This is a genomic window from Mesorhizobium sp. M1307, from assembly GCF_040318155.1.
Lineage (GTDB): Bacteria > Pseudomonadota > Alphaproteobacteria > Rhizobiales > Rhizobiaceae > Mesorhizobium.
This window is the reverse complement of the sequence record NZ_JAMYLR010000050.1, coordinates 1-24,656: the sequence shown is the minus strand read 5'-3', so window position 1 is coordinate 24,656 and position 24,656 is coordinate 1. Positions and strand designations below refer to the sequence as shown.

At 61.1% G+C, this 24,656-nt stretch carries 22 protein-coding genes and 1 pseudogene; 9 read left to right on the top strand and 14 right to left on the bottom strand.

The annotated features are described in order from the left end of the window. Positions 1-27: 27 nt before the first annotated feature. Positions 28-831, bottom strand: a complete 804-nt coding sequence (locus tag NKH16_RS30700; RefSeq protein WP_352451850.1) for a helix-turn-helix domain-containing protein — start codon at positions 829-831, stop codon at positions 28-30. A gap of 115 nt (positions 832-946) precedes the next feature. Between NKH16_RS30700 and NKH16_RS30695 the strand changes: the two genes are divergently transcribed. Then, positions 947-1,807, top strand: coding sequence for an SMP-30/gluconolactonase/LRE family protein (locus tag NKH16_RS30695; protein WP_352903341.1), 861 nt, complete (start codon positions 947-949; stop codon positions 1,805-1,807). A gap of 15 nt (positions 1,808-1,822) precedes the next feature. Here the strand turns inward: NKH16_RS30695 and NKH16_RS30690 are convergent. The 3 genes and pseudogenes from NKH16_RS30690 to NKH16_RS30680 all read right to left on the bottom strand — a co-directional run. Then, positions 1,823-2,071: pseudogene (locus NKH16_RS30690) on the bottom strand (sodium-independent anion transporter); the annotation flags it as partial. A 259-nt stretch (positions 2,072-2,330) separates the two neighbouring features. Then, a complete protein-coding gene (locus tag NKH16_RS30685) occupies positions 2,331-3,032 on the bottom strand; it encodes a phosphatase PAP2 family protein (RefSeq protein WP_352903339.1) in 702 nt (233 codons plus the stop codon). Between the two features lie 14 nt (positions 3,033-3,046). Then, on the bottom strand, positions 3,047-3,385 hold the full coding sequence (locus tag NKH16_RS30680; RefSeq protein WP_023679017.1) for a hypothetical protein: 339 nt from the start codon (positions 3,383-3,385) through the stop codon (positions 3,047-3,049). Positions 3,386-3,586: 201 nt separating this feature from the next. Between NKH16_RS30680 and NKH16_RS30675 the strand changes: the two genes are divergently transcribed. After that, positions 3,587-5,578 (top strand): PhoX family protein, encoded by a 1,992-nt coding sequence (locus NKH16_RS30675; protein ID WP_352903337.1) that lies wholly within the window; start codon positions 3,587-3,589, stop codon positions 5,576-5,578. A gap of 101 nt (positions 5,579-5,679) precedes the next feature. On the opposite strand, the gene NKH16_RS30670 is transcribed toward NKH16_RS30675, so the two are convergent. The 4 genes from NKH16_RS30670 to NKH16_RS30655 all read right to left on the bottom strand — a co-directional run bounded on the left by NKH16_RS30670 (position 5,680) and on the right by NKH16_RS30655 (position 8,719). After that, a complete protein-coding gene (locus NKH16_RS30670; protein ID WP_352903335.1) occupies positions 5,680-6,360 on the bottom strand; it encodes a GNAT family N-acetyltransferase in 681 nt (226 codons plus the stop codon). Continuing rightward, entirely contained in the window at positions 6,357-6,848 is a 492-nt protein-coding gene (locus tag NKH16_RS30665) for a MarR family winged helix-turn-helix transcriptional regulator (protein WP_352903333.1), read from the bottom strand. Before NKH16_RS30665 ends, NKH16_RS30670 begins: the two co-directional genes overlap by 4 nt. 168 nt (positions 6,849-7,016) lie before the next feature. After that, on the bottom strand, positions 7,017-7,778 hold the full coding sequence (locus NKH16_RS30660) for an ABC transporter permease (RefSeq protein WP_352451914.1): 762 nt from the start codon (positions 7,776-7,778) through the stop codon (positions 7,017-7,019). Positions 7,779-7,792: 14 nt separating this feature from the next. Beyond that, the gene (locus tag NKH16_RS30655) at positions 7,793-8,719 is read right to left on the bottom strand and encodes an ABC transporter ATP-binding protein (RefSeq protein ID WP_352903331.1); all 927 of its coding nucleotides are present in this window, start codon (positions 8,717-8,719) and stop codon (positions 7,793-7,795) included. A 262-nt stretch (positions 8,720-8,981) separates the two neighbouring features. Between NKH16_RS30655 and NKH16_RS30650 the strand changes: the two genes are divergently transcribed. The 3 genes from NKH16_RS30650 (at position 8,982) to NKH16_RS30640 (ending at position 13,993) form a co-directional block, all read left to right on the top strand. Then, on the top strand, positions 8,982-10,355 hold the full coding sequence (locus tag NKH16_RS30650) for a cytochrome ubiquinol oxidase subunit I (protein ID WP_352903329.1): 1,374 nt from the start codon (positions 8,982-8,984) through the stop codon (positions 10,353-10,355). Continuing rightward, positions 10,352-11,356: a cytochrome d ubiquinol oxidase subunit II gene (locus NKH16_RS30645; RefSeq protein WP_352472840.1), complete on the top strand. Its 1,005-nt coding sequence runs from the start codon at positions 10,352-10,354 to the stop codon at positions 11,354-11,356. The genes NKH16_RS30650 and NKH16_RS30645 overlap by 4 nt, the downstream gene beginning before the upstream one ends. Positions 11,357-11,458: 102 nt before the next feature. Next, on the top strand, positions 11,459-13,993 hold the full coding sequence (locus NKH16_RS30640; protein WP_352903327.1) for a mechanosensitive ion channel family protein: 2,535 nt from the start codon (positions 11,459-11,461) through the stop codon (positions 13,991-13,993). A gap of 199 nt (positions 13,994-14,192) precedes the next feature. Here NKH16_RS30640 and msrA read toward each other — a convergent pair whose 3' ends face one another. The 4 genes from msrA to NKH16_RS30620 form a co-directional block, all read right to left on the bottom strand. Further along, complete coding sequence (msrA, locus tag NKH16_RS30635; protein WP_352745607.1) at positions 14,193-14,921, bottom strand: peptide-methionine (S)-S-oxide reductase MsrA; 729 nt, start codon at positions 14,919-14,921, stop codon at positions 14,193-14,195. Between the two features lie 75 nt (positions 14,922-14,996). Next, positions 14,997-15,311: a hypothetical protein gene (locus tag NKH16_RS30630; protein WP_352745610.1), complete on the bottom strand. Its 315-nt coding sequence runs from the start codon at positions 15,309-15,311 to the stop codon at positions 14,997-14,999. Positions 15,312-15,387: 76 nt separating this feature from the next. Further along, entirely contained in the window at positions 15,388-16,098 is a 711-nt protein-coding gene (locus tag NKH16_RS30625) for a DUF1223 domain-containing protein (RefSeq protein ID WP_352745613.1), read from the bottom strand. 214 nt (positions 16,099-16,312) lie between these two features. After that, positions 16,313-17,377, bottom strand: coding sequence for a TadE/TadG family type IV pilus assembly protein (locus NKH16_RS30620; RefSeq protein WP_352903325.1), 1,065 nt, complete (start codon positions 17,375-17,377; stop codon positions 16,313-16,315). A gap of 159 nt (positions 17,378-17,536) precedes the next feature. Between NKH16_RS30620 and lepA the strand changes: the two genes are divergently transcribed. Together lepA and NKH16_RS30610 are read left to right on the top strand one after the other, a co-directional pair. After that, positions 17,537-19,342 carry a translation elongation factor 4 gene (lepA, locus tag NKH16_RS30615; protein WP_352903323.1) on the top strand — a complete coding sequence of 602 codons (1,806 nt, stop codon included), beginning with the start codon at positions 17,537-17,539 and terminating at the stop codon, positions 19,340-19,342. A 117-nt stretch (positions 19,343-19,459) separates the two neighbouring features. Then, on the top strand, positions 19,460-20,644 hold the full coding sequence (locus NKH16_RS30610; protein ID WP_352903321.1) for a hypothetical protein: 1,185 nt from the start codon (positions 19,460-19,462) through the stop codon (positions 20,642-20,644). Here the strand turns inward: NKH16_RS30610 and NKH16_RS30605 are convergent. Together NKH16_RS30605 and NKH16_RS30600 are read right to left on the bottom strand one after the other, a co-directional pair. Then, a complete protein-coding gene (locus NKH16_RS30605) occupies positions 20,625-21,077 on the bottom strand; it encodes a hypothetical protein (RefSeq protein ID WP_352846705.1) in 453 nt (150 codons plus the stop codon). The two genes, NKH16_RS30610 and NKH16_RS30605, sit on opposite strands and share 20 nt — an antisense overlap. 19 nt (positions 21,078-21,096) lie before the next feature. Beyond that, positions 21,097-22,971: a Z1 domain-containing protein gene (locus tag NKH16_RS30600; protein ID WP_352903319.1), complete on the bottom strand. Its 1,875-nt coding sequence runs from the start codon at positions 22,969-22,971 to the stop codon at positions 21,097-21,099. Positions 22,972-23,402: 431 nt separating this feature from the next. Here NKH16_RS30600 and NKH16_RS30595 point away from each other — a divergent pair, with 431 nt between their 5' ends. Next, a complete protein-coding gene (locus NKH16_RS30595; RefSeq protein ID WP_352903317.1) occupies positions 23,403-23,915 on the top strand; it encodes a hypothetical protein in 513 nt (170 codons plus the stop codon). Between the two features lie 273 nt (positions 23,916-24,188). Continuing rightward, positions 24,189-24,563 carry a hypothetical protein gene (locus NKH16_RS30590; protein ID WP_352771431.1) on the top strand — a complete coding sequence of 125 codons (375 nt, stop codon included), beginning with the start codon at positions 24,189-24,191 and terminating at the stop codon, positions 24,561-24,563. Positions 24,564-24,656 lie beyond the last annotated feature (93 nt).

Here is a 24,656-nt window from a genome sequence, read left to right as displayed (position 1 = left end):
CCGGACTCGGTTGTTCTGCATTTTGACCTAGGCCGGCAGACGTCGTCCGTTTGCGGCAGCCGCAACTCGATCGTCCGTCCGTGCGCCTGCGTCGCGCGGATGCGGCCCGATCGGCATGATCACCGGGAACGGCGTTGCGCCGAACGCAAACGTCCATTTGTAGCCGACCAGTCGGTCTTCAGGCGTCGTGTGCTGGTCGTGATGAGCAAGCAATTTGGCGCGCTCCGCCAATTCCTCCGCCTCGCGCCTGACCATTTCCGCCGTTTCCGGCCGCATCCGCCTGGAGAAGCTGACGAACGTCGACTCGCGCTCGAGATGGGTGATGGCCCAGCCGATGAAATTCTTGTTGGTCGTCTCGAACAGCGGCCGCAATGGCCCCTCGAAATTCCACTGGATCGGCGCCTCGATCAGCAGCCTTGCCGACAGGCCGCGACCGAGCGCGACCAGGCCGAGTTCCTCGAGCTCGCGCAGATAGAGGAACATCGAAGCCTCGCTCAGCCCTTGTGAGCGCATGATGCCTTCGGGCGTGAATTTCTCGGAAAGCATGACAAAGACGAACAGTAGTGCCGGCCGCCCGGCGAGCTTGCGCTCGATCTCCGGCGCGATCTGGTTGGCGGGTCCTGGTCCTCTGTTCATAGAGCCGAGCACGTTCTCCAACTCTACGCCGGCGGCAGTGCAGATCTCCATCAGCCGGTCGAGCTTGCAGTTGCGCTCGTGGAAGATGCGCTTCACCGTCGGCTCGGAAACACCCATCCGCTCGGCAAGGACGCGATAGGTGATGCCCTTTGCCTTAAGCGTCCGCTTCAGCGCTTCGAAGATCAGGCCGTTCATGGGATGCACCTCTTTTGCACGATTTGGTATCAGCCTTCGGTACTAGTCCTGATAGCTCTTCCCGAAAAGTATCGAAAGGCCTAGCTCTCCGCCAGTCCATTACAGGAGACCAGCCATGAAGAGCCTCTTCACCTCGATACTTCTCGCCCTGGTCGGCATCGCGGCCGCGCCGGCAGTTCAAGCCGCTGAACTCTGGCGCACCGGCGGCCTCGATCAGCCTGAATCGGCGCTGTTCGACGCCGCCGGCCAGCGCGTTATCGTCTCGAACATCGTCGGCAATCCCGGCGAAGCCGACGGCAACGGCTATCTGTCGATCCTGTCGATGGACGGCAAGCTCGTCACGCAACACTGGACCGACGGCATGGACGCGCCCAAGGGCATGGCGATTGTCGGCGGCAAACTCTACGTCGCCGACCTCACCCATGTGCGCGTTGTCGATCTCGCAAGCGGCAAGCTAACATCGACGATCGACGTGCCGAACGCGGTCTTTCTCAACGACATGACCGCCGACGCGTCCGGCAAGATCTACGTCACGGATATGCTTGCCGATACGATCTATCGCATCGACGGCGACCGGCCCGAACTGTTCGTCAGGGATGCGGCGCTTGCTTCGCCGAATGGCATCTTCGCCGATGGCGGCCGGCTGATCGTCGCTTCCTGGGGCAAGGGCATCAAGCCCGACTTCAGCACCGCGGAGCCGGGCGGCCTGCTCTCGGTCGATCTTGCTACCAAGGCCGTTTCGCCACTGCCCGGCGCGGAAAAGTTTGCCAACCTCGATGGCGTCGTTGCCATCGGCGGCAGCATCTACGCCACTGCCTATATGACCGGCACGCTCTACCGCTACAAAACCGGCGGTACGCCGCAAGCGGTTGCGACGTTCAAGCCGGGCAGCGCCGACATCGGCACCGACGGCAGGTCGACAATCTTCGTGCCGCTGATGAACGAGGGCGAGGTCTCAGCGTTGGGCCTCGACTAAGCCGGCGTTGCCAGCTCAAGCGGCGGGCGCGGCTCTCCTCAGCTGCGCCCGCGCATCCGTGATCGAGGCGCGTAAGTCACCAGCGGCCGCTTGACGCCGTGGGTGATCAGCATGCGGCGTATCCTGCGGTGAAGCGCCTGATATAATGAAGCGAACGCCGGCGCGGCTCGCCTTGTGGGCCGCGCCCTCGATGACATTGGCTGCCGTCGAATCGAAGAACGGCACCGCCGAACAGTCGAGGATGAAGTTCCTGCGCTGGCGCGGGCGGCGACGTCTTCCTGCACCAAGGATTGATGATCTGCCTCCAAACATGCAGCACTCTTTGCCAGCCGATGCGGTGTCATGCTACAAACCTCGGCATCGTTTGGCGGGACATCCGCTGCGATCCCGATTTCACAGGAACGACTTCAAAAGGATGAGCGGGTGAAGATATTCAAAGCGTTGGCGACCTCGACAGCCTTGCTGTCGATGGTTTTCCTGCTGGCAGGCTGCGGTCATGGCCTGATCAACAGGCTGATTTGAGTCAGGTGCCGTCGGCCCGCCCAAGCCATCGCTGCAGGAACCGTGCCGCAAGCCAGCACAGCATCGCCCAGGCAAAGCCGGCGCACCAGCCGGCCAATACGTCGGACGGCCAGTGGACGCCGAGATAGATGCGGCTGATGCCGACCACCACTGTCGTCAGCACCGCCAGCCCGAGTACATAGATCTTCGTTGTGCGCCCGGGCAAAAACCGCGCCGCCATGCTGCCCAGCGTCAAATATGTCACCGCCGACAGCATGGCGTGGCCGCTCGGAAACGAAAGCGATGCCACATCGGCGAGATGCGAGACCAGATCGGGGCGCGGCCGGTCGATGTCGAATTTCAGCACGATTGACAGGAGCTGGCCGCCCGCTACCGCGACGAACATGAGAAGCGCCGCGCCTGGCCTGCGGATAAGGAGCAGATAGACGATCATTGCTGCCGTGATCAGCCCCAGCACGCTGGCGCTGCCGAGGCTGGTGATGTCGCGCATCGCCCCTTCCAGCCACGCTGGTCCGATCGGATTGTCGGGCTGCCCGGCCTTGCGGAAGGCAAGCAGGATTTCGGTGTCGAAGGCATGCGGCGTGGTCGCCCGCGCCAGCTCCATCAGCTCCTCGAATCCCCACAGCCCGCAGGCAATGACCAGCCCGGCCAGCAGAACCGGGAACTCCAGCCAGTTGGGCAGTCTGCTTGCAATCTTCTTCATCGGCCCGATCGCAGTTACAGCCTTTGCAGATAGGGCCCGAGCGTGATCAGCGCCACAGCTGCGATGGCAAGCACGATGCCGGTTGCCTGCAAGGCATTGACGCGCTCGCCGAAGAAGACCAGCGCCACCACATTCACCGACACCAGCTGGATCACCGCCGACAGGCTGAACGACACCGACATGCCGAATTCACGGATCAGCCTCAGCATGATCAGATTGCCCAGCGAGTAGAGCGCCAACGTCAGCACGATCTTGCCGAGGCTCGGCGCCAGCCCCCACTGTTTTGCGGCCATCGCCGCCAGCAGGAAGATCACCGTCGAGACGCAGAGCTGCCCAAGTCCCCAGAAACTCACTTTTGTTCCTCCCGATGCGGTCCCTACCGCCTGCCGCAGCTCTTGTTTCCGAAGCGCCGGTCGCGGTCAAGCAGGGCCGATGTTGGAGACGAAATCGCAGGTGGCAATTTAGCCGGCATGTCATCAAACTGTGACCTGCCGGTAATACCGGATTGGCAAGGCAACACGCTCCAGCAATCCATCCAGCCAGAGGCAGGCCCTATGACCGAACATCGCACCCCTGACGCCCATTTCCGCACCAGCCTGCTCGAGGAAAACGATGGGCCAGGAGCCAATCCCACCGACAACCGCACCATGGGTGAGATCATCGCCGCGCGGTTCTCGCGCCGCGGCTTCCTCAAGGGTTCGCTTGCCGTCTCGGCCATAGCCGCTACCGTCAGCCCGCTGGCGCTGATCACCGCCGACAACGCCCGCGCCGCCGAAGGCTCCGCCTTCGCTTTCGACGAGCTCGAGGCCGGCATCGACGACAAGCATCACGTCGCACCTGGCTATGACGCCGACGTGCTGCTGCGCTGGGGCGATCCGCTGTTCGCCGATTCGCCGGGATTCGATCCGACAAAACAGTCGGCGGAAGCCCAGGCCAGACAATTCGGCTACAACAACGACTATGTCGGTTATATCCCGATCGACGGCTCGGCCGAGCACGGCCTGCTGGTCGTCAATCACGAATACACCAATCCGCACCTGATGTTTCCGGGTCTCGTCACCATCGTCGATGGCAAAGCCAAGCAGGCGCCCCTCAGCAGGGAGCAAGTCGATGTCGAGATGGCCGCGCATGGCGGCACTATCGTCGAGATACGCAAGGTATCAGGCAAATGGCAGGTCGTTCGCGACGGCAAGCTCAACCGCCGCATCACCTCCAACACCGAGATCGCGCTCTCCGGCCCGGTCGCCGGCCACGACCGCGTCAAGACCAGCGCCGATCCGACCGGCACGAAGGTCATCGGCACCATCAACAATTGCGCCGGCGGCGTCACGCCGTGGGGCACCTATGTCATGGCCGAGGAGAACATCCACGGCTATTTCTCGGGCGAGCTGCCGCAGGGGCATAAGGAAGCCGCCAATTACAAGCGCCTCGGCATTCCCGAAGGTGCCTATGAATGGGCAGCGCATTACGACCGTTTCGACATCGGCAAGGAGCCGAACGAGCCGAACCGCTTCGGCTGGATCGTCGAGGTCGACGTCCAGGATCCGACTTCGGCGCCGAGGAAGCGCACCGCGATGGGGCGCTTCAAGCATGAGGGCGCCGAATCGATCGTCGCCAAGGATGGCCGTGTCGTCTTCTATCTCGGCGACGACGAGCGCTTCGACTATGTCTATAAGTTCGTCACCACAGGCAAGTTCGATCCGGACAACCGCGCCGCCAACATGGATTTGCTCGACGACGGCACCTTGCATGTAGCCAAGTTCGCCGAGGACGGTTCGGTCGAATGGCTGCCGATCGTCTTCGGCCAAGGGCCGCTGACGGCGGAGAACGGCTTTGCCAGCCAGGCCGACGTGCTGATCGAGACGCGCCGCGCCGCCGACCTGCTCGGCGCCACCAAGATGGACCGCCCGGAAGACATCCAGCCCAATGCCGCCAACGGCAAGGTCTATGTCATGCTGACCAACAATTCGAAGCGCAAGGCCGACCAGGTCGACGCTGCCAACCCGCGTGCCGAAAATGCCTTTGGCCACATCATCGAGATCGTCGAGGACGGCGGTGATTTCACCGCGACAAAGGGCAGGTGGGAAATCCTGCTGAAATGCGGCGATCCCGCTGTGGCCGACGTCGGCGCCACCTTCTCGACCGCAACCACCGCCAATGGCTGGTTCGGCATGCCGGACAATTGCACGGTAGATTCGGCTGGCCGCCTCTGGGTCGCCACCGACGGCCAAGGCCCGAAAGCCACCGGCCGCACCGATGGTCTGTGGGCTGTCGATACGGAGGGGACGGCACGGGCGACATCAAAGCTGTTCTTCCGCGTGCCGATCGGCGCCGAAATGTGCGGTCCCCTGTTTGCGCCGGACGACCAGACCGCCTTCGTTGCCGTCCAGCATCCGGGCGACGGCGGCGAGGACTGGGAGGCTTTCGGCCGTCCGTCCTACTATGAGGATTTGTCGACGCGCTGGCCCGACTTCAAACCGGACATGCCGGTGCGCCCGGCGGTCGTTGCCATCACCAGGCAAGGCGGCGGCAAGATCGCGGTCTGACACGCAGCAAGGTCTTGCAGTCTCAAGGAAGGATTTCGGCGGTACGAAATCCTTCCTTCCGATACCGGATGCATCCATGCTGCGCATCATGCGCCGACTAATCATTCGGTGCGCTGAACCACGGCCACATTCATTGTGCTTCGCAACCTGAAGCCGATGGACTCGTATAACGCTATGGCCGCGGCGTTGCTGGCATAGGCGTGGAGATAGGGAACTTCGCCGCGCGCCACTATCCGGTTTGCCACGAATAGGGACAGCAGCTTTCCTAGGCCACCGCCGCGAAATTCCGGATGTGAGCACACCCCGCTGAGTTCAGTATAGCCAGGTTGCTTCATGCGCTCGCCGGCCATTGCCGCAAGCCTGCCCTCGATCTTCACACCCCAAAAATCGCCCAGGCTCAAGGCTTCGAGCGTGAATGGGCCAGGCTTGGTGAGCAATGTCAGGGCGAGCATCTCAGCAGCATCGTCTCGGGTCAGACGATGCACGCGCGGGTCGGAGACGATCTGCAATGACTGCTCGGCGATCATCTGAACCCCGGCTGCGGTCGAAGTCGCGGAAAGCCCCGTGGGCAGAGCAATCGCGTCCGCTTGAAGCAGGATCACACTCTCGCCCGGGGAGACAAGCTTTTCGAGCGCCAGCAGGCTTTCCGGGTCGTCCGCGCCAGTGGCGGCGAAAGGGACGATCGACGGCCGATATCGCATGGCGAGGTTGTCACCCTCCGCGAAGGCCCGATGTCGCGTCTGAAGCGCGCTCCAGATAGGGCGGTCGAGCAGATGTCTCATTGCGCGGCACCCTCAGGCTTATTTACACGACGGTCGAGAGGGGTAGCGGCGAGGCCGTCCTCAATGGCAGCCAGCTGCTCAAGAAGCGGCCCCGAAAAACCCGCGCACAAATCCGCGACCACGTTCTCGATGCAAGGCCAGACGTCGCGCTTTGCGACATCGACCAGCCGCCGCCCGTCCCGAGTAAGCGAGACGATCCTGCGCCGCTGGTCATCGGTCGACGGACTGACTTCGAGCAGTCCCAATTCGGCCAGAAGCGAGACGCTTCGCGTTACGCCTGGCTGCGCGATGCCAAGGGATTGCGCCAGTTCCCCGACCGACAGCGGACCCAGCCTGTCGAGCGCGGCCAGCAGCGGGTATTGGCTCGCCTGAACCGGGACATCCAGCCTGTCGAGCAGGCGCTGCGCCTCCGCTTGCAGTTGCTCGCCTATACGCTTCAGCCTGCTGCCCAGGCACAGGAAGCCAAGCGATCGTATGACGTCTTCCATAGGTCAATTTTCATCCCCGTGAACATCGATAACATGATATATAACAATGCATGAAAAGCAAGATCGAGGCGTTCAAGCGCGGGTTCCAGGCATCGGGCGCAGGCCTATCGCCTTCGGCAAGGAAAGGTCGATCGATAAGGCTGCTTCGCCTGGACGAGGCCCGTTCGATCAGTTGCGCAGCCGGTAGCCGGTCCTGAAGATCCAGGCGACGATCGCTATGCAGATGAGCAGGAAGACCACCGTCATGCCGAGGCTGACGCCGACCGAAACGTCGGACTTGCCGTAGAAGCTCCAGCGGAACCCACTGACCAGGTAGACCACCGGGTTGAACAGCGTCACCGTGCGCCAGATGCCGGGCAGCATGTTGATCGAATAGAAGCTGCCGCCGAGGAAGGTCAGCGGCGTGATGATCAGCAGCGGCACCAGCTGCAGCTGCTCGAAGCTCTTCGCCCAGATGCCGATGATAAAGCCGAACAGGCTGAAGGTCACCGCCGTCAGCACCAGGAAGGCGAGCATCCAGAACGGATGCTCGATCGTCAGCGGCACGAACAGCGAGGCCGTCGCCAGGATGATCAGGCCAAGCACGATCGACTTTGTCGCCGCGCCCCCGACATAGGCGATGACGATCTCCAGATAGGACACCGGCGCGGACAGCAATTCGTAGATCGAGCCGACGAATTTCGGAAAATAGATGGCGAAAGAGGCGTTGGAGATCGATTGCGTCAGCAGCGACAGCATGATCAGCCCCGGTACGATGAAGGCGCCGTAGCTGATGCCGTCGATCTCGGTGATGCGCGAACCGATGGCCGAACCGAAGACGACGAAATAGAGCGACGTCGAAATGACCGGCGAAACGATGCTCTGCAGCACAGTGCGAAGGGCGCGCGCCATCTCCACCCGATAGATCGCCCATACCGCATGAAGATTCATGGCCGCGCGCGGGTTCATGCCGGTTTCCTCACCAGATTGACGAAGATCTCCTCGAGCGAGCTGTTTTCGGTATCGATGTCGCGGAACTGGATGCCGGCCGCCTCGAGCTCGCGGATCAGCGAGGCGACGCCCGGCCGTTCGCTCTGGTTGTCATAAGTATAGGTCAGCTGTCCGCCATCCGGCGAAAGCTCCAGCGCGTAGTGCGAAAAAGCATCGGGAACGGTGGCCAGGGGACTGCGCAGTTCCAGCACAAGCCGTTTGCGGCCAAGCTTGCGCATCAGCTCGGCCTTGTCCTCCACCAGTACGATCTCGCCGCGGTTGATGACGCCGACGCGGTCGGCCATCGCCTCGGCTTCTTCGATGTAATGCGTGGTCAGGATGATGGTGACGCCGTCTTCGCGCAGCCGGCGCACCATCGCCCACATGTCCTGGCGCAGCTCGACATCGACGCCTGCCGTCGGTTCGTCGAGGAACAGGATGCGCGGCTCGTGCGACAGCGCCTTGGCAATCATCAGCCGGCGCTTCATGCCGCCGGACAGCGTGATCGCCTTGGCGTCCTTCTTGTCCCAGAGCGACAGGTCGCGCAGCACCTTTTCGACGAACGCCCTGTCGGCCGGCTTGCCGAACAGGCCGCGGCTGTAGTTAACCGTCGCCCACACGCTCTCGAAGGCGTCGATGGTCAGTTCCTGCGGCACCAGCCCGATCAGACTGCGCGCGGCGCGGTAGTCGCGGTTGATGTCATGGCCGTCGACGGTGACGGAACCCGACGAGCGGTTGACGATGCCGCAGACGATCGAGATCAGCGTTGTCTTGCCGGCGCCATTCGGCCCGAGCAGCGCAAAGATCTCGCCGCGCACGATGTCGAGATTGATCTCCTTCAGCGCCTTGAAGCCGGTGGCGTAGGTCTTGGAGACCCCGGAAATCGAGATGATAGGCTGCATGGCTGAAAACGACTGCTTGAAACAGAGTTGTTGGTTTAATCCGCTGAATGTCGGTTCGCAAATCCGGATGTCAATGGCGCTTCTGACAGTTCTGGACATCGAGGTTCGCCGGAATAGGCAACACCTGCCCGGTCGTCCAGCCAAATTCCACGCAACAGCAGATTAACCGCACTGCGGCGTTCCGCCTCGCGGCGGGACGCCGCTTTGACCGTCCGGTGCATCAAGCCTATCCTTCAACAAACAAGCAGCAGCCGGAGCCGCCATGGACCCGCTCATCCTGTCGCGCATACAGTTCGGCGCGAACATCTCGTTCCACATCCTGTTCCCGGCGATCACCATCGCGCTCGGCTGGGTGCTGCTGTTCTTCAAGCTCCGCTACAACGCGACAAACGATTCCGCCTGGATGCGCGCTTATTTCACCTGGGTTAAGGTATTCGCGCTGTCCTTCGCCATGGGCGTAGTTTCCGGCGTCACCATGAGTTTTCAGTTCGGCACCAACTGGCCGGGCTATATGGAGACGGTCGGCAACATTGCCGGCCCGCTGCTGGCCTACGAAATCCTGACCGCCTTCTTCCTCGAGGCGGCGTTCCTCGGCATCATGCTGTTCGGCTTCCGCCGCGTCTCGAACCGTGTCCATACACTGGCGACGGTGCTGGTGGCCGGCGGCACCACCTTGTCCGCCTTCTGGATCATCGCGCTCAATTCGTGGATGCAGACACCGGCCGGTTTCGAGATGCGCGATGGTGTTGCGCATGCCACCGACTGGTGGGCCGTTGTCTTCAATCCGTCCATGCCCTACCGGCTCGTCCATATGCTGCTTGCTTCGGGGCTGACCGTCTCGTTCCTGATCGCCGGCCTGTCGGCGCTGCGCTATCTCTACGGCGATCGCTCGGAATCGATGTGGAAGGCCTTGCGCACCGGCGTCTTCACCGCCGCTATCCTGATTCCCATCCAGATCTTTGCCGGCGACCAGCACGGCCTCAACACGCTGGAACACCAGCCGCAGAAGATCGCCGCCATGGAAGCCAACTGGAACACCGGTCCCAACGTGCCGCTGGTGCTGTTTGCGCTTCCCGATGAAGCGGCCAAGGAGAACAGGTTCGAGCTCACCATTCCCGATGGCGCCAGCCTCATCCTCAGGCACAGCGCCGGCGGCATCGTACCGGGGCTGAACGATTATGCCGGCAACCATCCCCCGGTATTTCCGGTGTTCTGGGGCTTTCGCATCATGGTCGGCACCGGCCTCCTGATGCTCGCCGTCTCCTGGTCGGCGGCCTTCTTCCTCAAGCGCCGCCACGGCCTGCCCAAGCCGCTGGCGCTTGTCATGGTGCCGATGGCGCTGTCCGGCTGGCTGGCGACGCTGGCCGGCTGGTACACCACCGAGATCGGCCGCCAGCCCTGGCTGGTCACCGGCGTGCTGCGTACCGCCGATGCTGTCGGGCCGGTCGCCGGCAGCCATGTCGCGCTGTCGCTAGCGGTCTATCTCATCCTCTATGTGCTGCTCTTGATCGCCTATCTCGGCGTGTTGGTGCATCTGGCATTGAAGGCGGCGAAGGATGGTGACACCTCGCCGCTGCCGGGCGTCATGAACAGGCCGCTGTCGCAGCCGGTTGCGCAACCGGGAGAAACATCATGAGCTTCGACTGGCCGACCCTGCTGCCTCTGATCTTCGCCGGCCTGATGGGCCTCGCTATCCTGATCTACGTCATCCTCGACGGCTTCGATCTCGGCATCGGCATCCTGTTCGCCGCAGCCGAAGACACCGAGCAGGATACGATGATCGCCGCCATCGGCCCGTTCTGGGACGCCAACGAGACCTGGCTGGTGCTGGCGGTCGGCCTGCTGCTGGTCGCCTTCCCATTGGCGCATGGCACCATTCTGACGGCGCTCTACATTCCGGTCTTCGTGCTGCTGGTCGGCTTGATCCTGCGCGGCGTCGCCTTCGATTTCCGCGCCAAGGTGCCGGCCGGCAGGAAGCACCGCTGGAACCGCATCTTTTTCCTCGGCTCGGTCGTCGCGTCGCTGGCGCAAGGTTATATGCTCGGCGTCTATGTGCTCGGCCTCGACGTCGGCCCCGGCGGCGTCGCTTTCGGCGCGCTGGTGGCGCTCTGCCTTGCCGCGGCCTACGCGGCGATGGGCGCGGCCTGGGTCATCTATAAGACCGAAGGCGATCTGCAGAAGAAGGCGGTGCTGTGGCTGCGGACGGCGCTGGTGCTGACCGCGCTCGGCATGGTCGCGGTATCGCTGGCCACGCCCTTTGCCAGCGCGCGCATCTTCGACAAATGGTTCGTCTGGCCGGCCATGCTCTATTTGTCGCCGCTGCCGATCCTGTCGGCAGTGCTGTTCCTGTGGCTGTGGCGCCAGACCTTCCATCTGCCGAAACCCGGCGACCGCCACGCGCTGCTCCCGTTCCTGACATTGGCCGCGATCTTCACGCTCGGCTTTGCCGGCCTCGCCTGGTCGTTCTACCCCTTCGTGGTGCCCGACCGGCTGACCATCTGGCAGGCTGCTTCGGCACCCGAAAGCCTGGCCGTCATCCTGGTCGGGACGGTCGTCGTGCTGCCGATCATCATCTTCTATTCGTTCTTTGCCTACCGGGTGTTCGCCGGCAAGGCGACGGATCTGACCTATGACTGACCGGCATCGCCGTCGCAGCCTGAAACAGAATATTCATCTTCAAGCGGAATAACCTTCTCTGGCCGGCCCAGCAGAATCGCCGGCAAGAAGAAGGGCAATAGAATGAACCCCTTTTCTGCGGCAGGAGAGGATCGGCTGCTGCTTTTGCTGATCCGGACGGTCGCGCTGATCGGCGCACTCGCGCTTGCCGGCCTGCTGCCGGCCATGCCGCAGGCGCATGCCCAGGACGCGGCCAACTGGACGGGCGTGTGGGACACGAAGTGGCGCGGCGGCGGCGCCCAGATCAAGTTCGAGCAGACGGGCAGTGATGTAAAGGGCGTGTACCCGCTTTATAACGGCCGTATCGAGGCCAAGGCCGAAGGCGACAAGCTTGTCGGCCACTGGTTCGAAGGCGACCGCCAGGGCGCCTTCACCTTCGTCCAATCGCCCGACGGCGGCAGCTTCATGGGCCGCTTCGATGCCGCCACCGCCGAATGGTGGACAGGCGTGCGCGTCAGCGCCGTCGAGGACGTCCGCGTCGACCAGTCGAGCCCGATGAGCACCATGCGCTCGTTCCTGCAGACGATGAACGAGAGCGGCGCCGACAACGTGCCGCGCGCCACCGGCGGCGGCATGGGTCTTGCCGGTCTGGCAGCGGGTCTCGTCGACGTCACCGAGGCCGACCGCGGCGGCCTCAACATGCCCGATTACACCAAGCTTCTGTTCACCGTCATCGACAACGCGACGTTCCGTCTGTGGAGCCTGCCGCATGATGCGATTTCCGGAGACGAGGTGACGGCGACGCTGCCGCAATACGGCACCAGGATCTCCTTCGACGTCAATTTTCGTCGCAAGAATGGCGACTGGTTCATCGTCGGGCCGCCACTTGCCCAGCTCCAGGCCAAGCTCGCCGAATTCCAGGAAGCGCGTGGCGAAGCCGTCGACATGGTCGACGATCCGAGCAGGCTCGCCTCGCCGCGCGACACGTTCAAGGTACTGTTGAGCGGCCTCACCGAAGCCGGCGACCCGGCCCAGGCGGCGCTCGACCTGCGCAACTACAGTCAGGCGGTGCGTGGCGACGAGGCGTTCCTGCTCGAGCGCTATCTCAAAAAGGTCATCGACCGCATCGGCTACGTCTATTGGCAGGAGATTCCCGACGATCCGAAGAGCAACACCGCCTTCGTCTATTTCGAGCATCCCGCCGGCAACATCGTCATCGGCCCGGTCGAGACTGAGAAGGGCAAGATCTGGCAGTTCACGCCCGAGACGCTCGCCCACATCCGCGCGCTCTACGCCGATGTCGAAGACGTGCCGGTGGCGCCGGAATTCGCCGCCTTCGCCAGCACCGACCCGTTCTTCATCGCCCGTGGCCTCGCCCGCGAGATCAGCCCCGGCCTGCTCACCCGCGCCGGCCCGATGGAGCGCTGGCAATGGTCGATGCTCGGCCTTGCCGCGCTGGCCGGCATCGTCTTCGGCTTCATCGCCAATGCGCTGATTTCCTTGTTTGTGCGAAGGACGGACAGCCCGGCCTTCTTCCGCATTGTCGAATGGGCGGTGCGCTCGATCGTGCTTGGCTTCTTCCTGCTGTTGACGCTGCGCCCGCTCGGTCTGCCGCAAGTGGTCGCCGCCCCGGTCAAGGCAATCGCCTGGAGCCTGGTCGTGATTGGCGCCGTGCCGGTGGTCTGGCACCTGATCGGCAAGGTCGCCGACCATTACCGTGGACTGTGGCAGGTGCCCGGCTATCACGACACGCTGATTTCGCTGTCCACCGGCGTGGCGCGCGTCGCCGTGCTGGTCGTCGCCTTCCTGCTGCTGGCCGAAGTGCTCGCCATCCCCTACGAAGGCGTCATTGCCGGTCTCGGCATCGGCGGTCTGGCGGTGGCGCTGGCCGCGCAGCCGACGCTGCAGAACTTCCTCTCCGGCCTGACGCTCTATGCCGATCGGCCGGTCAGCGTCGGCGACTTCTGCAAGTTCGGCGACCAGTCCGGCACGATCGAGCATATCGGCATGCGCTCCACCCGCATTCGGTCGCTCGACCGCACGATCATCTCGGTGCCGAACTCGGATTTCGCCGGCATGCAGATCGAGAACTACGCGCATCGCGACCGCACCCGGTTCGCGACGACGCTGCAGCTGCGCTACGAAACGACGCCCGATCAGCTACGTTACGTCCTGGCCGAGCTGCGCAAGCTGCTGATTGCCCATCCGCGCGTCATCGATGAGCCGTGCCGCGTGCGCTTTGCCGGCTTCGGCGCCTATTCGCTCGATATCGACGTGTTCACTTATATCAAAACCGCCGACGTGGCCGATTTTCAAGCCATCCGCGAGGACATCCTGTTGTCCATGATCAACATCATGGATGATGCCGGCGCGCAGTTCGCCTTCCCTTCGTCACTGGAATACAGAGCCACCGACCTTCCGGTCGACGACGAAAAACGCATCGCCGCGGAGAAAAGGGTCAGCGCTTGGCGCGAGACGGAAAACCTGCCTTTCCCCGACTTCAGCCAGATCGACAAATTCGCCCTCAACAACACACTTGCCTACCCGCCTGAGGGCTCGGCGCATTATCGCGAGACAGAGCCCGATCCGGACTCGGCCGAGGCAAAGGCGACGCTGGAGAAGGTGCGCTGGAGCCTGCCCTGGAAAAAGGGGGAGTAGTGCGAAGCGCGGAAACTGCTGATCTCCCCCCTTGAGGGGGAGATGTCGCTGAAAGCGACAGAGGGGGTCGCCGCGCGTGGAGTGCCAGCTTCGTCTTCCTCGATATGCCGGACCGCGTCGCGCCAACCGAACCGACCCCCTCTGGCCTGCCGGCCATCTCCCCCTCAAGGGGGGAGATCAGCAAGCCCCGCCGCAAAACTCAGCTCTTGCTGGCGGCCAGCACCAGTACCGGCTTTTCGCGGTAGAGGTTGGGGAACAGCCGCTTCAGGTTCTCGACCTTGGGCAGATCGTTGTAGACGATATAGGGATAGGTCGGGTTGAGCGTCAGAAAGTCCTGGTGATAGTCCTCGGCCGGATAGAAGGTCTTGCCGGTCTCCAGCGTCGTCACGATCGGCTTGGGAAACACCTTGGCCTTGTCGAGCTGGGCGATGTAGCTTTCGGCGATCTTTTTCTGTGCGTCGTTTTCGGCAAAGATCGTCGAACGGTACTGGGTGCCGCTGTCCGGACCCTGGTAGTTCAGTTGCGTCGGGTTGTGCGCCACCGAGAAATACACCTGCAGCAGCTGGCCGTAGGTCACCTCGGACGGCTCGTAGGTGATCTCGACGGATTCGGCATGGCCCGTCCGGCTGGTGCCGACCATTTCATAGACGGCCGTGTCCTTGTCGCCGCCGGCATAGCCGGAAACGGCGCTGGTGACGCCCTTGACGTGCTGGAACACGCCTTGCACGCCCCAGAAGCAGCCGCCGGCAAAGACCGCCTTTTCGGTGCCGGCGGTGGCCTTCTCGTCCATTGCCGGCGGCGGGATCACCACCGCGTCTTCGGCCGAGACTGCCGGCGTCTGCCAGAACACGGCCGCGGCGGCCGTGAGGATGAGCGCGGCAAGCGCTGCCTTTGCGAAAATCGACGATCGTTTCAGGGCTCCGGTCATGTCTGATCTCCCATGATGGTGGTGGATTATACGACGGATAGGTCCGCCGGGCTCTCACATTGCTGTGCGCATCGCCTATTTGGCCGGAGCCATGGCATCGCAGGCCTTGGTCGCCTCTGCCTTCTTCATGGCGTCCGTCTCGGCATCGGCCTTGTTCATGCAGTCGGCCTTCATCGGATCGCCCGCCCTCATCGCAGTCGTGGCCATCGCGTCAGCCGCCATGGCGCCGGCCGGCTTCATGGCATCCGTTGCCGGCTTCATGACGTTTGTCGCCATCGCCGGCTTCATCGCATCTTCGGCCCGCGCCGTGCCTCCTGCGAACAGCGCCGTCGAGCAAAGTGCGAAGGCGAGTGCCGCCAGGGTCGGGCGATTGGTCAAACGATTGGTCATGATGATCTCCTTGGGTTTGGCAGGTTGACTGCATGCGGCGACGCCGCTGCGCGTTGTGAAAATTTCGGCAGGGTTTCTAGTTCGTAGCGGCAGCAAGGATCGGCCCGCCGCCCGGCACCTGCACCAGCACCGCTGTGCTGAGGCCGCCCGTCGCCGCCGGCAGCGGCAGTGCGGTGGCGTCGCCGGTCCAACTGCCCAGCCTGGTCAGCGAATGCACGACATTGGCGTGCGGCAGCGTGCGGCCGGTGTTTTCGCCGCGCGCCACCGGCACCTCGACGACGCCCTTGCCATAACGCACCAGCCAGACGTCGGCCCTGCCGCCGGGCACCGGACCGGCGCCGATGCTGACCTTCCCGCCGGCGAGCGACAACGAAGGTCCGTCATCGTGGCCGCCGCTCGAAATCAGCTGCTCGATCTCGCCCGGCCTGGCGCCGACGGCATCGGCCCTGCCGTTGACCACCACTTGCGGCGTGAACGGGCCGGAACGGCCGAGCGACGGTTCATAGCGGACCTGGCGCTGCGTGAATTCTTCTTTGCCGAATGTGTCCTTCCAGCCGAGATAGTCCCAGTAGGTGACGTTGAAGGACAGCGCCAGCACGCCGGGCCGGTCCTTGACCTTGATCAGATTGGCGTTGGCCGGCGGACAGGACGAGCAGCCCTGGCTGGTGAACAGCTCGACGACGGTCATCGTCTGGCCGGCGGCCGCGCTGGTTGCCGACAGCACAGTCGCGGAAAACAGTGCCGCGGCGAGCCCCATCAGGGCTGTGCTTCGTTCCGATCCGGTCATCGCTGTTCTCCTGTGCGGTTCCATGTCCACACTTCGCCGCCGACACACGGTTCGTTACAGCATCACCGCTTCGTGATCGTTCGCAGCTCTCCCACAGGGGGCGAAGGGAAGACGGTCGCTCGCAACCAACACGCCACCCGGTGTGACCGGGGCGGCGGTGTGATGGACTGCAGCCTAAGCGGGCCGATATGCCCTCGCACTCAGCTGCGGCCGCCTATTGTGTCAACAGCGTTTCGGATGCCCGCTGATTGAAGGCGCATTTGCCGGTTACTGTGTAGAAAAAGTCTGCGTTGGAATCGGTGATGGTCGGAGATGTCGGCACCGACGATCCCCCGTCTTCCCACGCTTGTGTGCTGGTCTGGCCGCACGGCACCAGCGTGAAGATATCGACCGTTTGGCCACTGGCGATCTCGACGCCGTTCGCGTAGAGGCGGTTCGATGTTGCCGGATCGTTCGACTTGAGCACCGTTGGATTGCCTGACGGGACATCCATCTGCAGATATAGCTGGTCCATCTGGCTGACGTCGATCACCGCGCCGGCACCGGTCGCGGGATACATTGTGTTGAGACAGGTGGTCGCGTATTTCCTGCCGTATGAGTCGGTCTGTACGATCGTGGTGCTAGGCAAGCCGTAGAAGCTGAGCACCGTGGTGGTCGTACACACCTGCTGCTGGACCATAGTGATCGTCGCTCCGTTGATCGTGGAGACGGTCGCCGTGCCATAGCCTTTCGGATCGCCATAACCGTTGTATGTGTAGGTGATCTTCATCAGCTTGTTGGCCACCGTGTCCCCGAATTTGGTGCCGTAGAGCGTCATTGTCTTGCCCCACCAGCCCGAGATCTTGGTCACCTTGAACGTGGCTTGCACCAATGCCGGCCGCTTTGTCACTGCCGACGCAACGCCGACCTGCACCGTGTTGATCCTGGCGATCTGCATGAAATTCGTCGGCATGGCAAAGCCGGCCGAAGCCTTGATGCTGGCGGCGCCGTCGGTGGCGACGACGAAGCTGTCGAGCTTGGCCGTGCCTTGCCCGCCATTGGCCAGATATGAGTCCTGCAGGCTTACCTGGCGGTCCGCCAACGTCGTGGTCGTCGCAAGCGTCGTGATCGACAGCGACGCTGCATCGAGGGCGTTCTGCATCGATGCCCTGGTTGAAACCGCGGAGGTATAGTCGATGGAAAAACCCAATGCGGCAACCATCGGGATAAGCAAGATGGCGAGCAATGGCGCGAACGAGCCGCTCACCGATCTGAGAAATTTGCGTGCTGACGGCGGCATTCCGATCCCCCCGAAACGGCGATAGACCGGTGGGCTACCACGCCGGGCGCAAACTATGCTCTAATCTCATGGATCAAAGTTTAACGACTTTGCCGCCCCGCCGCCGCACCCGCGTCCCGCCGCTTGCCGATGTACCGTGCCCCTGCTAAAGCGCGCCGCATGACCACGCCGATCAAGAACATCCGCAACTTCTCCATCGTTGCCCATATCGACCATGGCAAATCCACGCTTGCCGACCGGCTGATCCAGTCGACCGGCGGGCTGGAGCTGCGCGACATGAAGGAGCAGGTGCTGGACTCGATGGACATCGAGCGCGAGCGCGGCATCACCATCAAGGCGCAGACGGTGCGGCTGAAATACCGCGCCAACAATGGACAGGACTATATCCTCAACCTGATCGACACGCCCGGCCATGTCGACTTCGCCTATGAAGTGTCGCGCTCGCTCGCCGCCTGCGAAGGTTCGCTGCTGGTCGTCGACGCCTCGCAGGGCGTCGAGGCGCAGACGCTGGCCAATGTCTACCAGGCCATCGACAACAACCACGAGATCGTCGTGGTGCTGAACAAGGTCGACCTGCCCGCCGCCGAGCCCGAGCGCATCCGCGAGCAGGTCGAGGAGGTGATCGGCATCGATGCCTCCAACGCCGTGCTGATCTCGGCCAAGACCGGGCTCGGCATTCCCGACGTGCTGGAAGCGATCGTCAACGATCTGCCGCCACCGCGCGAGGGCGACGTCACGGCCCCGCTGAAGGCGATGCTGGTCGACAGCTGGTACGACGCCTATCTCGGCGTCATCGTGCTGGTCCGCATCATCGACGGCGTCTTGAAAAAGGGCCAGACCATCCGCATGATGGGCACCGGCGCCAGGTACCTGGTCGAGCGCACCGGCGTCTTTACGCCCGCCCGCATCAATGTCGACGAGCTCGGCCCCGGCGAGTTCGGTTTCTTCACCGGCTCGATCAAGGAGGTTGCCGACACTCGCGTCGGCGACACCATCACCGAGGACAAGCGGCCGACGGCGCAAGCCCTGCCCGGCTTCAAGCCGGCACAGCCGGTGGTGTTCTGCGGCCTGTTCCCGGTCGACGCCGCCGATTTCGAGGATCTGCGCGCCGCTGTCGGCAAGCTGCGCCTCAACGACGCCTCCTTCTCTTTTGAAATGGAAACCAGCGCCGCACTCGGCTTCGGCTATCGCTGCGGCTTCCTTGGCCTGCTGCATCTCGAAATCATCCAGGAGCGGCTGGAGCGCGAGTTCAATCTCGACCTCATCGCCACCGCGCCCAGCGTCGTCTACCGCCTGCTGTTGAACGACGGCACGGTCAAGGAACTGCACAACCCGGCCGACATGCCCGACGTGGTCAAGATTGCGGCCATCGAGGAGCCGTGGATCCGCGCCACCATCCTCACCCCCGACGACTATCTCGGCGGCATCCTGAAGCTCTGCCAGGACCGGCGCGGCATTCAGGCCGACCTCTCCTATGTCGGCAAACGCGCCATGCTGATCTACGATCTGCCGCTCAACGAGGTCGTCTTCGACTTCTACGACCGGCTGAAGTCGATCTCCAAGGGCTACGCCTCGTTCGACTATCATTTGACCGACTACAAGGAAGGCGACCTGGTCAAGATGTCGATCCTGGTCAACGAAGAGCCGGTCGATGCGCTGTCGATGCTGGTCCACCGCACGGCGGCGGAAAAGCGCGGCCGCCAGATGTGCGAGAAGCTGAAGGAACTGATCCCGCATCATCTGTTCAAGATCCCGATCCAGGCGGCGATCGGCGGCAAGGTCATCGCCCGCGAGACCATCTCGGCGCTGCGCAAGGACGTCACCGCCAAATGCTACGGCGGCGACGTCTCACGCAAACGCAAGCTGCTCGACAAGCAGAAAGAGGGCAAGAAGCGGATGCGGCAGTTCGGCAAGGTGGATATCCCGCAGGAGGCGTTTATCCAGGCGCTGAAGATGGGCGATTGAGGGAGGCTGCCCCCTTGTTCGTAAGCAGTCCGCGTCATTAGAAAGTCCCTCGCGGTGACTTTCTCATTTGTTTCTTAGATAGTATAATTACTGATTCCTCATAAATAGGCGCTCTGCATGCTGACGATACATCCGTTTCCAGCTCGTATGTCGCCTGAGTTTGCCCTAGAAAAATTGGCCGAACTTGCGTCCAAAAGCGTTGTACTCGACCCAATGTCGGGTTCGGGAACCGTGCTTCGGCAGGCAACCACCCTGGGCCATCATGCTATTGGGTTTGATCTGGATCCGCTGGCAGTTCTTATGGGGCGTGTCTGGACAAATCCAATAGACGACGAAATTGTCAAACGCACGTCCTCTGAGTTGCTGGAGGGCATTGATGCGCTCCCTGCAGAAACTGCATCGATACCATGGATCGACAGTGACAAGGAGACATCGGCGTTTGTTGACTTCTGGTTCGCAGAACCGCAGCAGGGTGGCCTTCGGCGAATTTCTTATGCGCTAAGTCAATATGCAGCGGCTGCTCATCCGGACCAGCTGCCGGCGCTAGATTTGGCGCGACTTGCTCTCAGTCGAATCATCATCACCAAGGAGCGGGGAGCTTCCTTGGCGAGAGATGTTTCGCATAGTCGGCCCCACAAGGTGGCGCAGACAAATGATTTTGACGTTCGGCAAGCCTTTGAGCGTTCGATGGGAATCCTTAGAAAGCGTCTCGCTCAATCACCACCAATTGGTGGGGCTGTTGTAACACTTGGCGATGCGCGATCAATGGAATCGATCGCTGACGGTAGCATAGACGCCGTTCTAACATCACCGCCGTACCTCAATGCTATAGATTATATGCGAGGGCATAGATTGTCGCTCGTTTGGCTGGGCCATAAACTTGCGGACCTCCGAACAATTAGGTCGGATAGTATTGGCACCGAACGGCAGCTGGGGACCGATTTATACTTGAATCGCCACTTGGCAGTTAAGGAGAGTATGGGTGATCTAGCCAGTTTGCCCAAAAGGTTCCTGAGCATGGTAGATCGTTACGTGGTAGACATCCTTGGCGTAGTCGAAGAGATTGCTCGTGTTCTCAGAGCAGGAGGGCGCGCAATCTTTGTGGTCGGAGATTCGTGCCTACGAGGGGTTTTCGTCAGAAACTCAGAAGCCGTTGTTTCAGCGGCTAGCCAAGCCGGGTTGAAACTGGTTGCTCGGTCAGAGAGACCGCTACCAAATCAAAGCCGTTATCTGCCCATGACCAGCGAGCAGCTGGCAAAGCGAATGCGAACCGAGACAGTTCTCACGTTTGCAATGCCTTAGCTGGTCGTTCGACAGCGCCCTGAAATCCAAGGGCGTCCATTAAGGCATCGATGCCCTTCGGGTACTTGCGCGGTCCCTGTGTTTTGCTGCCATTGACCTCGTACCACTTTCCCTTCCGGCGATCGACCCTAAGCCAGGCTTGCTCGCTGTCTCCCACCGCGAGTAATTGAATAAATTCAGGCAAATCGATACAAAGCATACCGTCTGTGCGGCAAACCAGAACCACATACACCTTCGAAAAAATTGCACGCAGGTCGACTAATTCTTGGACGTTGCGTTTCGTAAAGGTGAAGCTCCAAGGGTGTAGTCGTTGGGTTGAATGCTTTATCTGCATTCCAATTCGAGACTCCAAAATGTAAGACGACAGACGGCCTTCCTCGTGGAGTTCATCAATCTGGATCGGAACTGTGCATTGGTGCACTATTTCAGCCAAAACGGCTCCATGATAAAACTTATATTCCGGTATCATGGGAAGCATTGTTCTTTATGAATTGAATTGAGCCGATAAACTTGTAAACTAGGCGGGCATTTCCTTTTCCATTGTAGAGTACAAAGAGGTGGTGAACCGCTGAAGTAGCCTTTCCAATTTGTGACTTGCCGATAAATCCCCGCTTACGAAGGATCTGATCCTTGTCGATATCTGAGCCGTCGGAATACCCGGCGATCGGAATCGGGTCGTGAATCGCAATTGCAGTCTTCATTCCCGACGACGTCCCACGGATGTACCGGAGGAGATACTCCGGAAATGCGGTCGGGCCCAGTGCCGCTGCCAGCTGTTCGATTAGCTCGAATACCGAGCCGCTTCCATTAATTACCTGAGCGATCTGGTCAGAAAAGGGAAACAAGCTGAACGACATCTCGCCACGATCGAGATCGACCGTGGAGCGATCGATGCTGGCGCTCGACACAGCCTGAATACGCGTGTCACCCAACCAGACGAGTGAGCCTAAGCCTTCCTTGATCGCTGCTAGCGCCAATCTGTGAAAAACAAAACATCGGTGCCAGTCGAGGTACAATCCTTGGGGAATAGTCAACTCGAAGAAATTCAGATATTCTCCACGGCTCCCGAACATCCGGGCGCGCTGGATATAGGTGTCTTGCTGAATCTTGTGCTGGACGTCTCTCGTAAAATACATTGAAAGCAGATTGTCAAGGGTCACTCCGCGCGAGACAATGTTTCCACCTATTATTATCGTAAACAGGCTAGTTGGGCTTGTCGCCGCAGATGAATTATCCTTCCAATCTCGCTCGCTATTGAGAACAACTATAGAGTGCCTGGTTATGTTTTCCAACACATAACTTGTGATGATGTCACTATCTGCATCAGGAAAGCGATCTCTGCTAAGGGTCCAGATTTGTCTGGTATACTTTTCAAAATCGGCCGATGAGCGCTGGATCAGCGCTGTTAGGGCGCCATGAGCATTGGCCCAGTCCGTTTTGTGGTCAGCCTTTTTCCCGCTCGTGTGAATAAGTATTGAGTAATTTTTTTCAAGTGGAGCATTAACATATAAGTTAAGATATGCCACGTTTACCAGAAAACCGAACAATGCTTTCCGGGCATGACGCGGGTCGCTCCCTGAATCAGGCAGCAGAGTTTGGAAGTACCTAACCCCACCGTCTAACGGAAAGAAAATATCTTGTCCAGTATATTTTCTATGTGGAGGAAAATCCACCCAGAGGTTGCTATCGTTGTCGAATGTATTATTAAGATCCAGTCGAGCTGGAGTAGCAGTCACGCCTATGTAGTAACCATCTGAACCGATCAGATCGCTAATTAGTTTATTTATCTTTGTTTTCTCGCCCTTATTTATCTTTGCGTTTGGAGAGGCAAAGTCCGCTTCATCGTCAATTACGACAATCCCTTTGACCTTCCCAATCTTTTCCAGGAGTTTGCGAAGGTCGGCTCCGTTTTTCTTGCAAAATATCACATGACTTTGACCCTTTAGCACCACGGCCGGATCAACGATTTCGCTGAAATTTCGAGCGGCTGGTGCAAGCCCCGAGGCCTTAAAGCGTCCCAGGTTTTGGCCCAGGAGATCGACGCTGTCGTTCAAAAGATGGACTATGAAATCGAACCTTTCATCGAGAAGCTTAGCAGTAAGGCAGATCATCATTTCTGTCTTTCCGCTCTGAGGCTCTCCGTAGATTACAAAAGAACGCCCCTGCAGTTTCTGGAGGTTGCGAAGCGCATCCCTCACCGCTGACTCAACGGCAAGCACCTCCTTACCTGCTGCCCGCAGGCGCTGCAGTTGCCTCTCATACTGGCCCATTGTGCTCTTGCGGTTGGAGAAGCGACTGATTTCAAACGATGCCTCCGCCACGATCATTCCTCTCTTTGCTTGGCTAGCTGCCATATGCCTCTTGGGCATTTTGAGACGGGCGCAAGTTTTCCATCTCGTCTCAAGACTGTGGCCGCCCACCTCATTTCGTATTGCCATACAAAAAAGAGATCGCCCGAATCTCTTAATTCGGAGCCGTGATGTTCCCAGATAAACCGGCAAATAGGCACAATCTTACTGCTGCCGCCGAGGCCCGTTAGAGCTTCTATAACCCAGTCAAGCAGGTCTGACTTGCGCGCCATCGGAGAATTGTCAAAGGTTGCCACGAATCAATCCAGCTAAGCGCAGTTTGCGAGATTCTTCAATTAGCTGATATTTAATCGTTGAGTAATGCCCAAATAAAGTCATTCGGGCACGGCACGCTCACGCTTTGCGCTCATCCCGCGCCGAGCTATCTTCGGCCAAGGGAGAAATCTCAAATGCGTTCCACTTTGGACACCGTCGCCGCGATAGGCCTCGCCATCGGCGGCGCCTTTGGCCTCGCCGGCACCTTCGCCGAGAGCGCGCCCCTTCGCGAAACGCTCTGGACGATCGACGGCGTGGCGCTCGTGGTGGCGACGGCGCTGCTGACGATGAAGTATCAGCGGCTGGGCAATGACTGCGTGGCCGCCGGATTTCTGACCTTTCTCGCCGGCGAGAGCCTGCTGCTCGCCGGCAATGCGGCCGGGCTTGAGGCCAGCGTAGCCTCCTATGTCGGCGGTATCTCGCTTTGGGCGGCGGCGCTGGTCATGGTCAGCGCGCCGAAAACCTTCGCGGTGTGGATGCGGCTTACCGCTGTCGTGGCGGCTGTGCTGTTCGTCGTGTCGGCCGGCCTGATCCTGTGGGGTGCGCCTTTGCTGCCGACCTCGGCGCCGCTGCCCGCTGCCGGATATCCCTTCCTGGTGCTTACATTCATCGGCTGGATCTGGTCACTGCTGAAGCCTGGCCGGTGAGGCGAGTCGGACCGCCCCCTCTCCGGCCGCTTCGCGGCTCCCCCACTTTGTGGGGGCGAGGAACCCAGGTCTTGTGAGGCTTCGGCGATTGGCATTTCCTCGCCCCACGAAGTGGGGAGAGGTGGTTTGCGAAGCAAACCGGAGAGGGGTCTTCCTTGGCAACGCTGCGCCTTTCGCGATGTGCAAATGGCGCACCCCCTTCCACCCATCCCGCCGCCATGCCATGCTCTCCCGCGCGCCAGACAGGCCGTGTCGTTCCGGGGGGAAATCATCATGTCGTCCTACGCTTTCGTGCGCCGCGCTGCCGCGTCGCTGTTCATTGTCACGCTGTTTGCGCCCGTCGCGCATGCCGGCGATGTCACCTTCGAGATCAAGAACAGCCATCCGAACGCCATGCGCGTCGAGCTCTACAGCCAGGACCGCGATCATGTCTGGCCGGGCAACAATCAGGATTACTATCTCAACGACGGCGAGACCAAGGCAATCCCGCTGTCCTGCAGTGACGGCGAATCGATCTGCTACGGCGCCTGGGTCGATGGCGACGAGAATACCTATTGGGGCGTCGGCCCCGGCAATACGGAAAAGTGCGACGATTGCTGCTACACCTGCAGTGGCGGCGAGACCGAGGAAATCGATCTGGTGCCGTGACGTGGCAGATCTCCCCCCTGTTTGGACCGGAGACATCGCGAACAGGTGTGCGAGGACATCGCGAACAGTGCTCCATGCTATCTCTCGACGAGG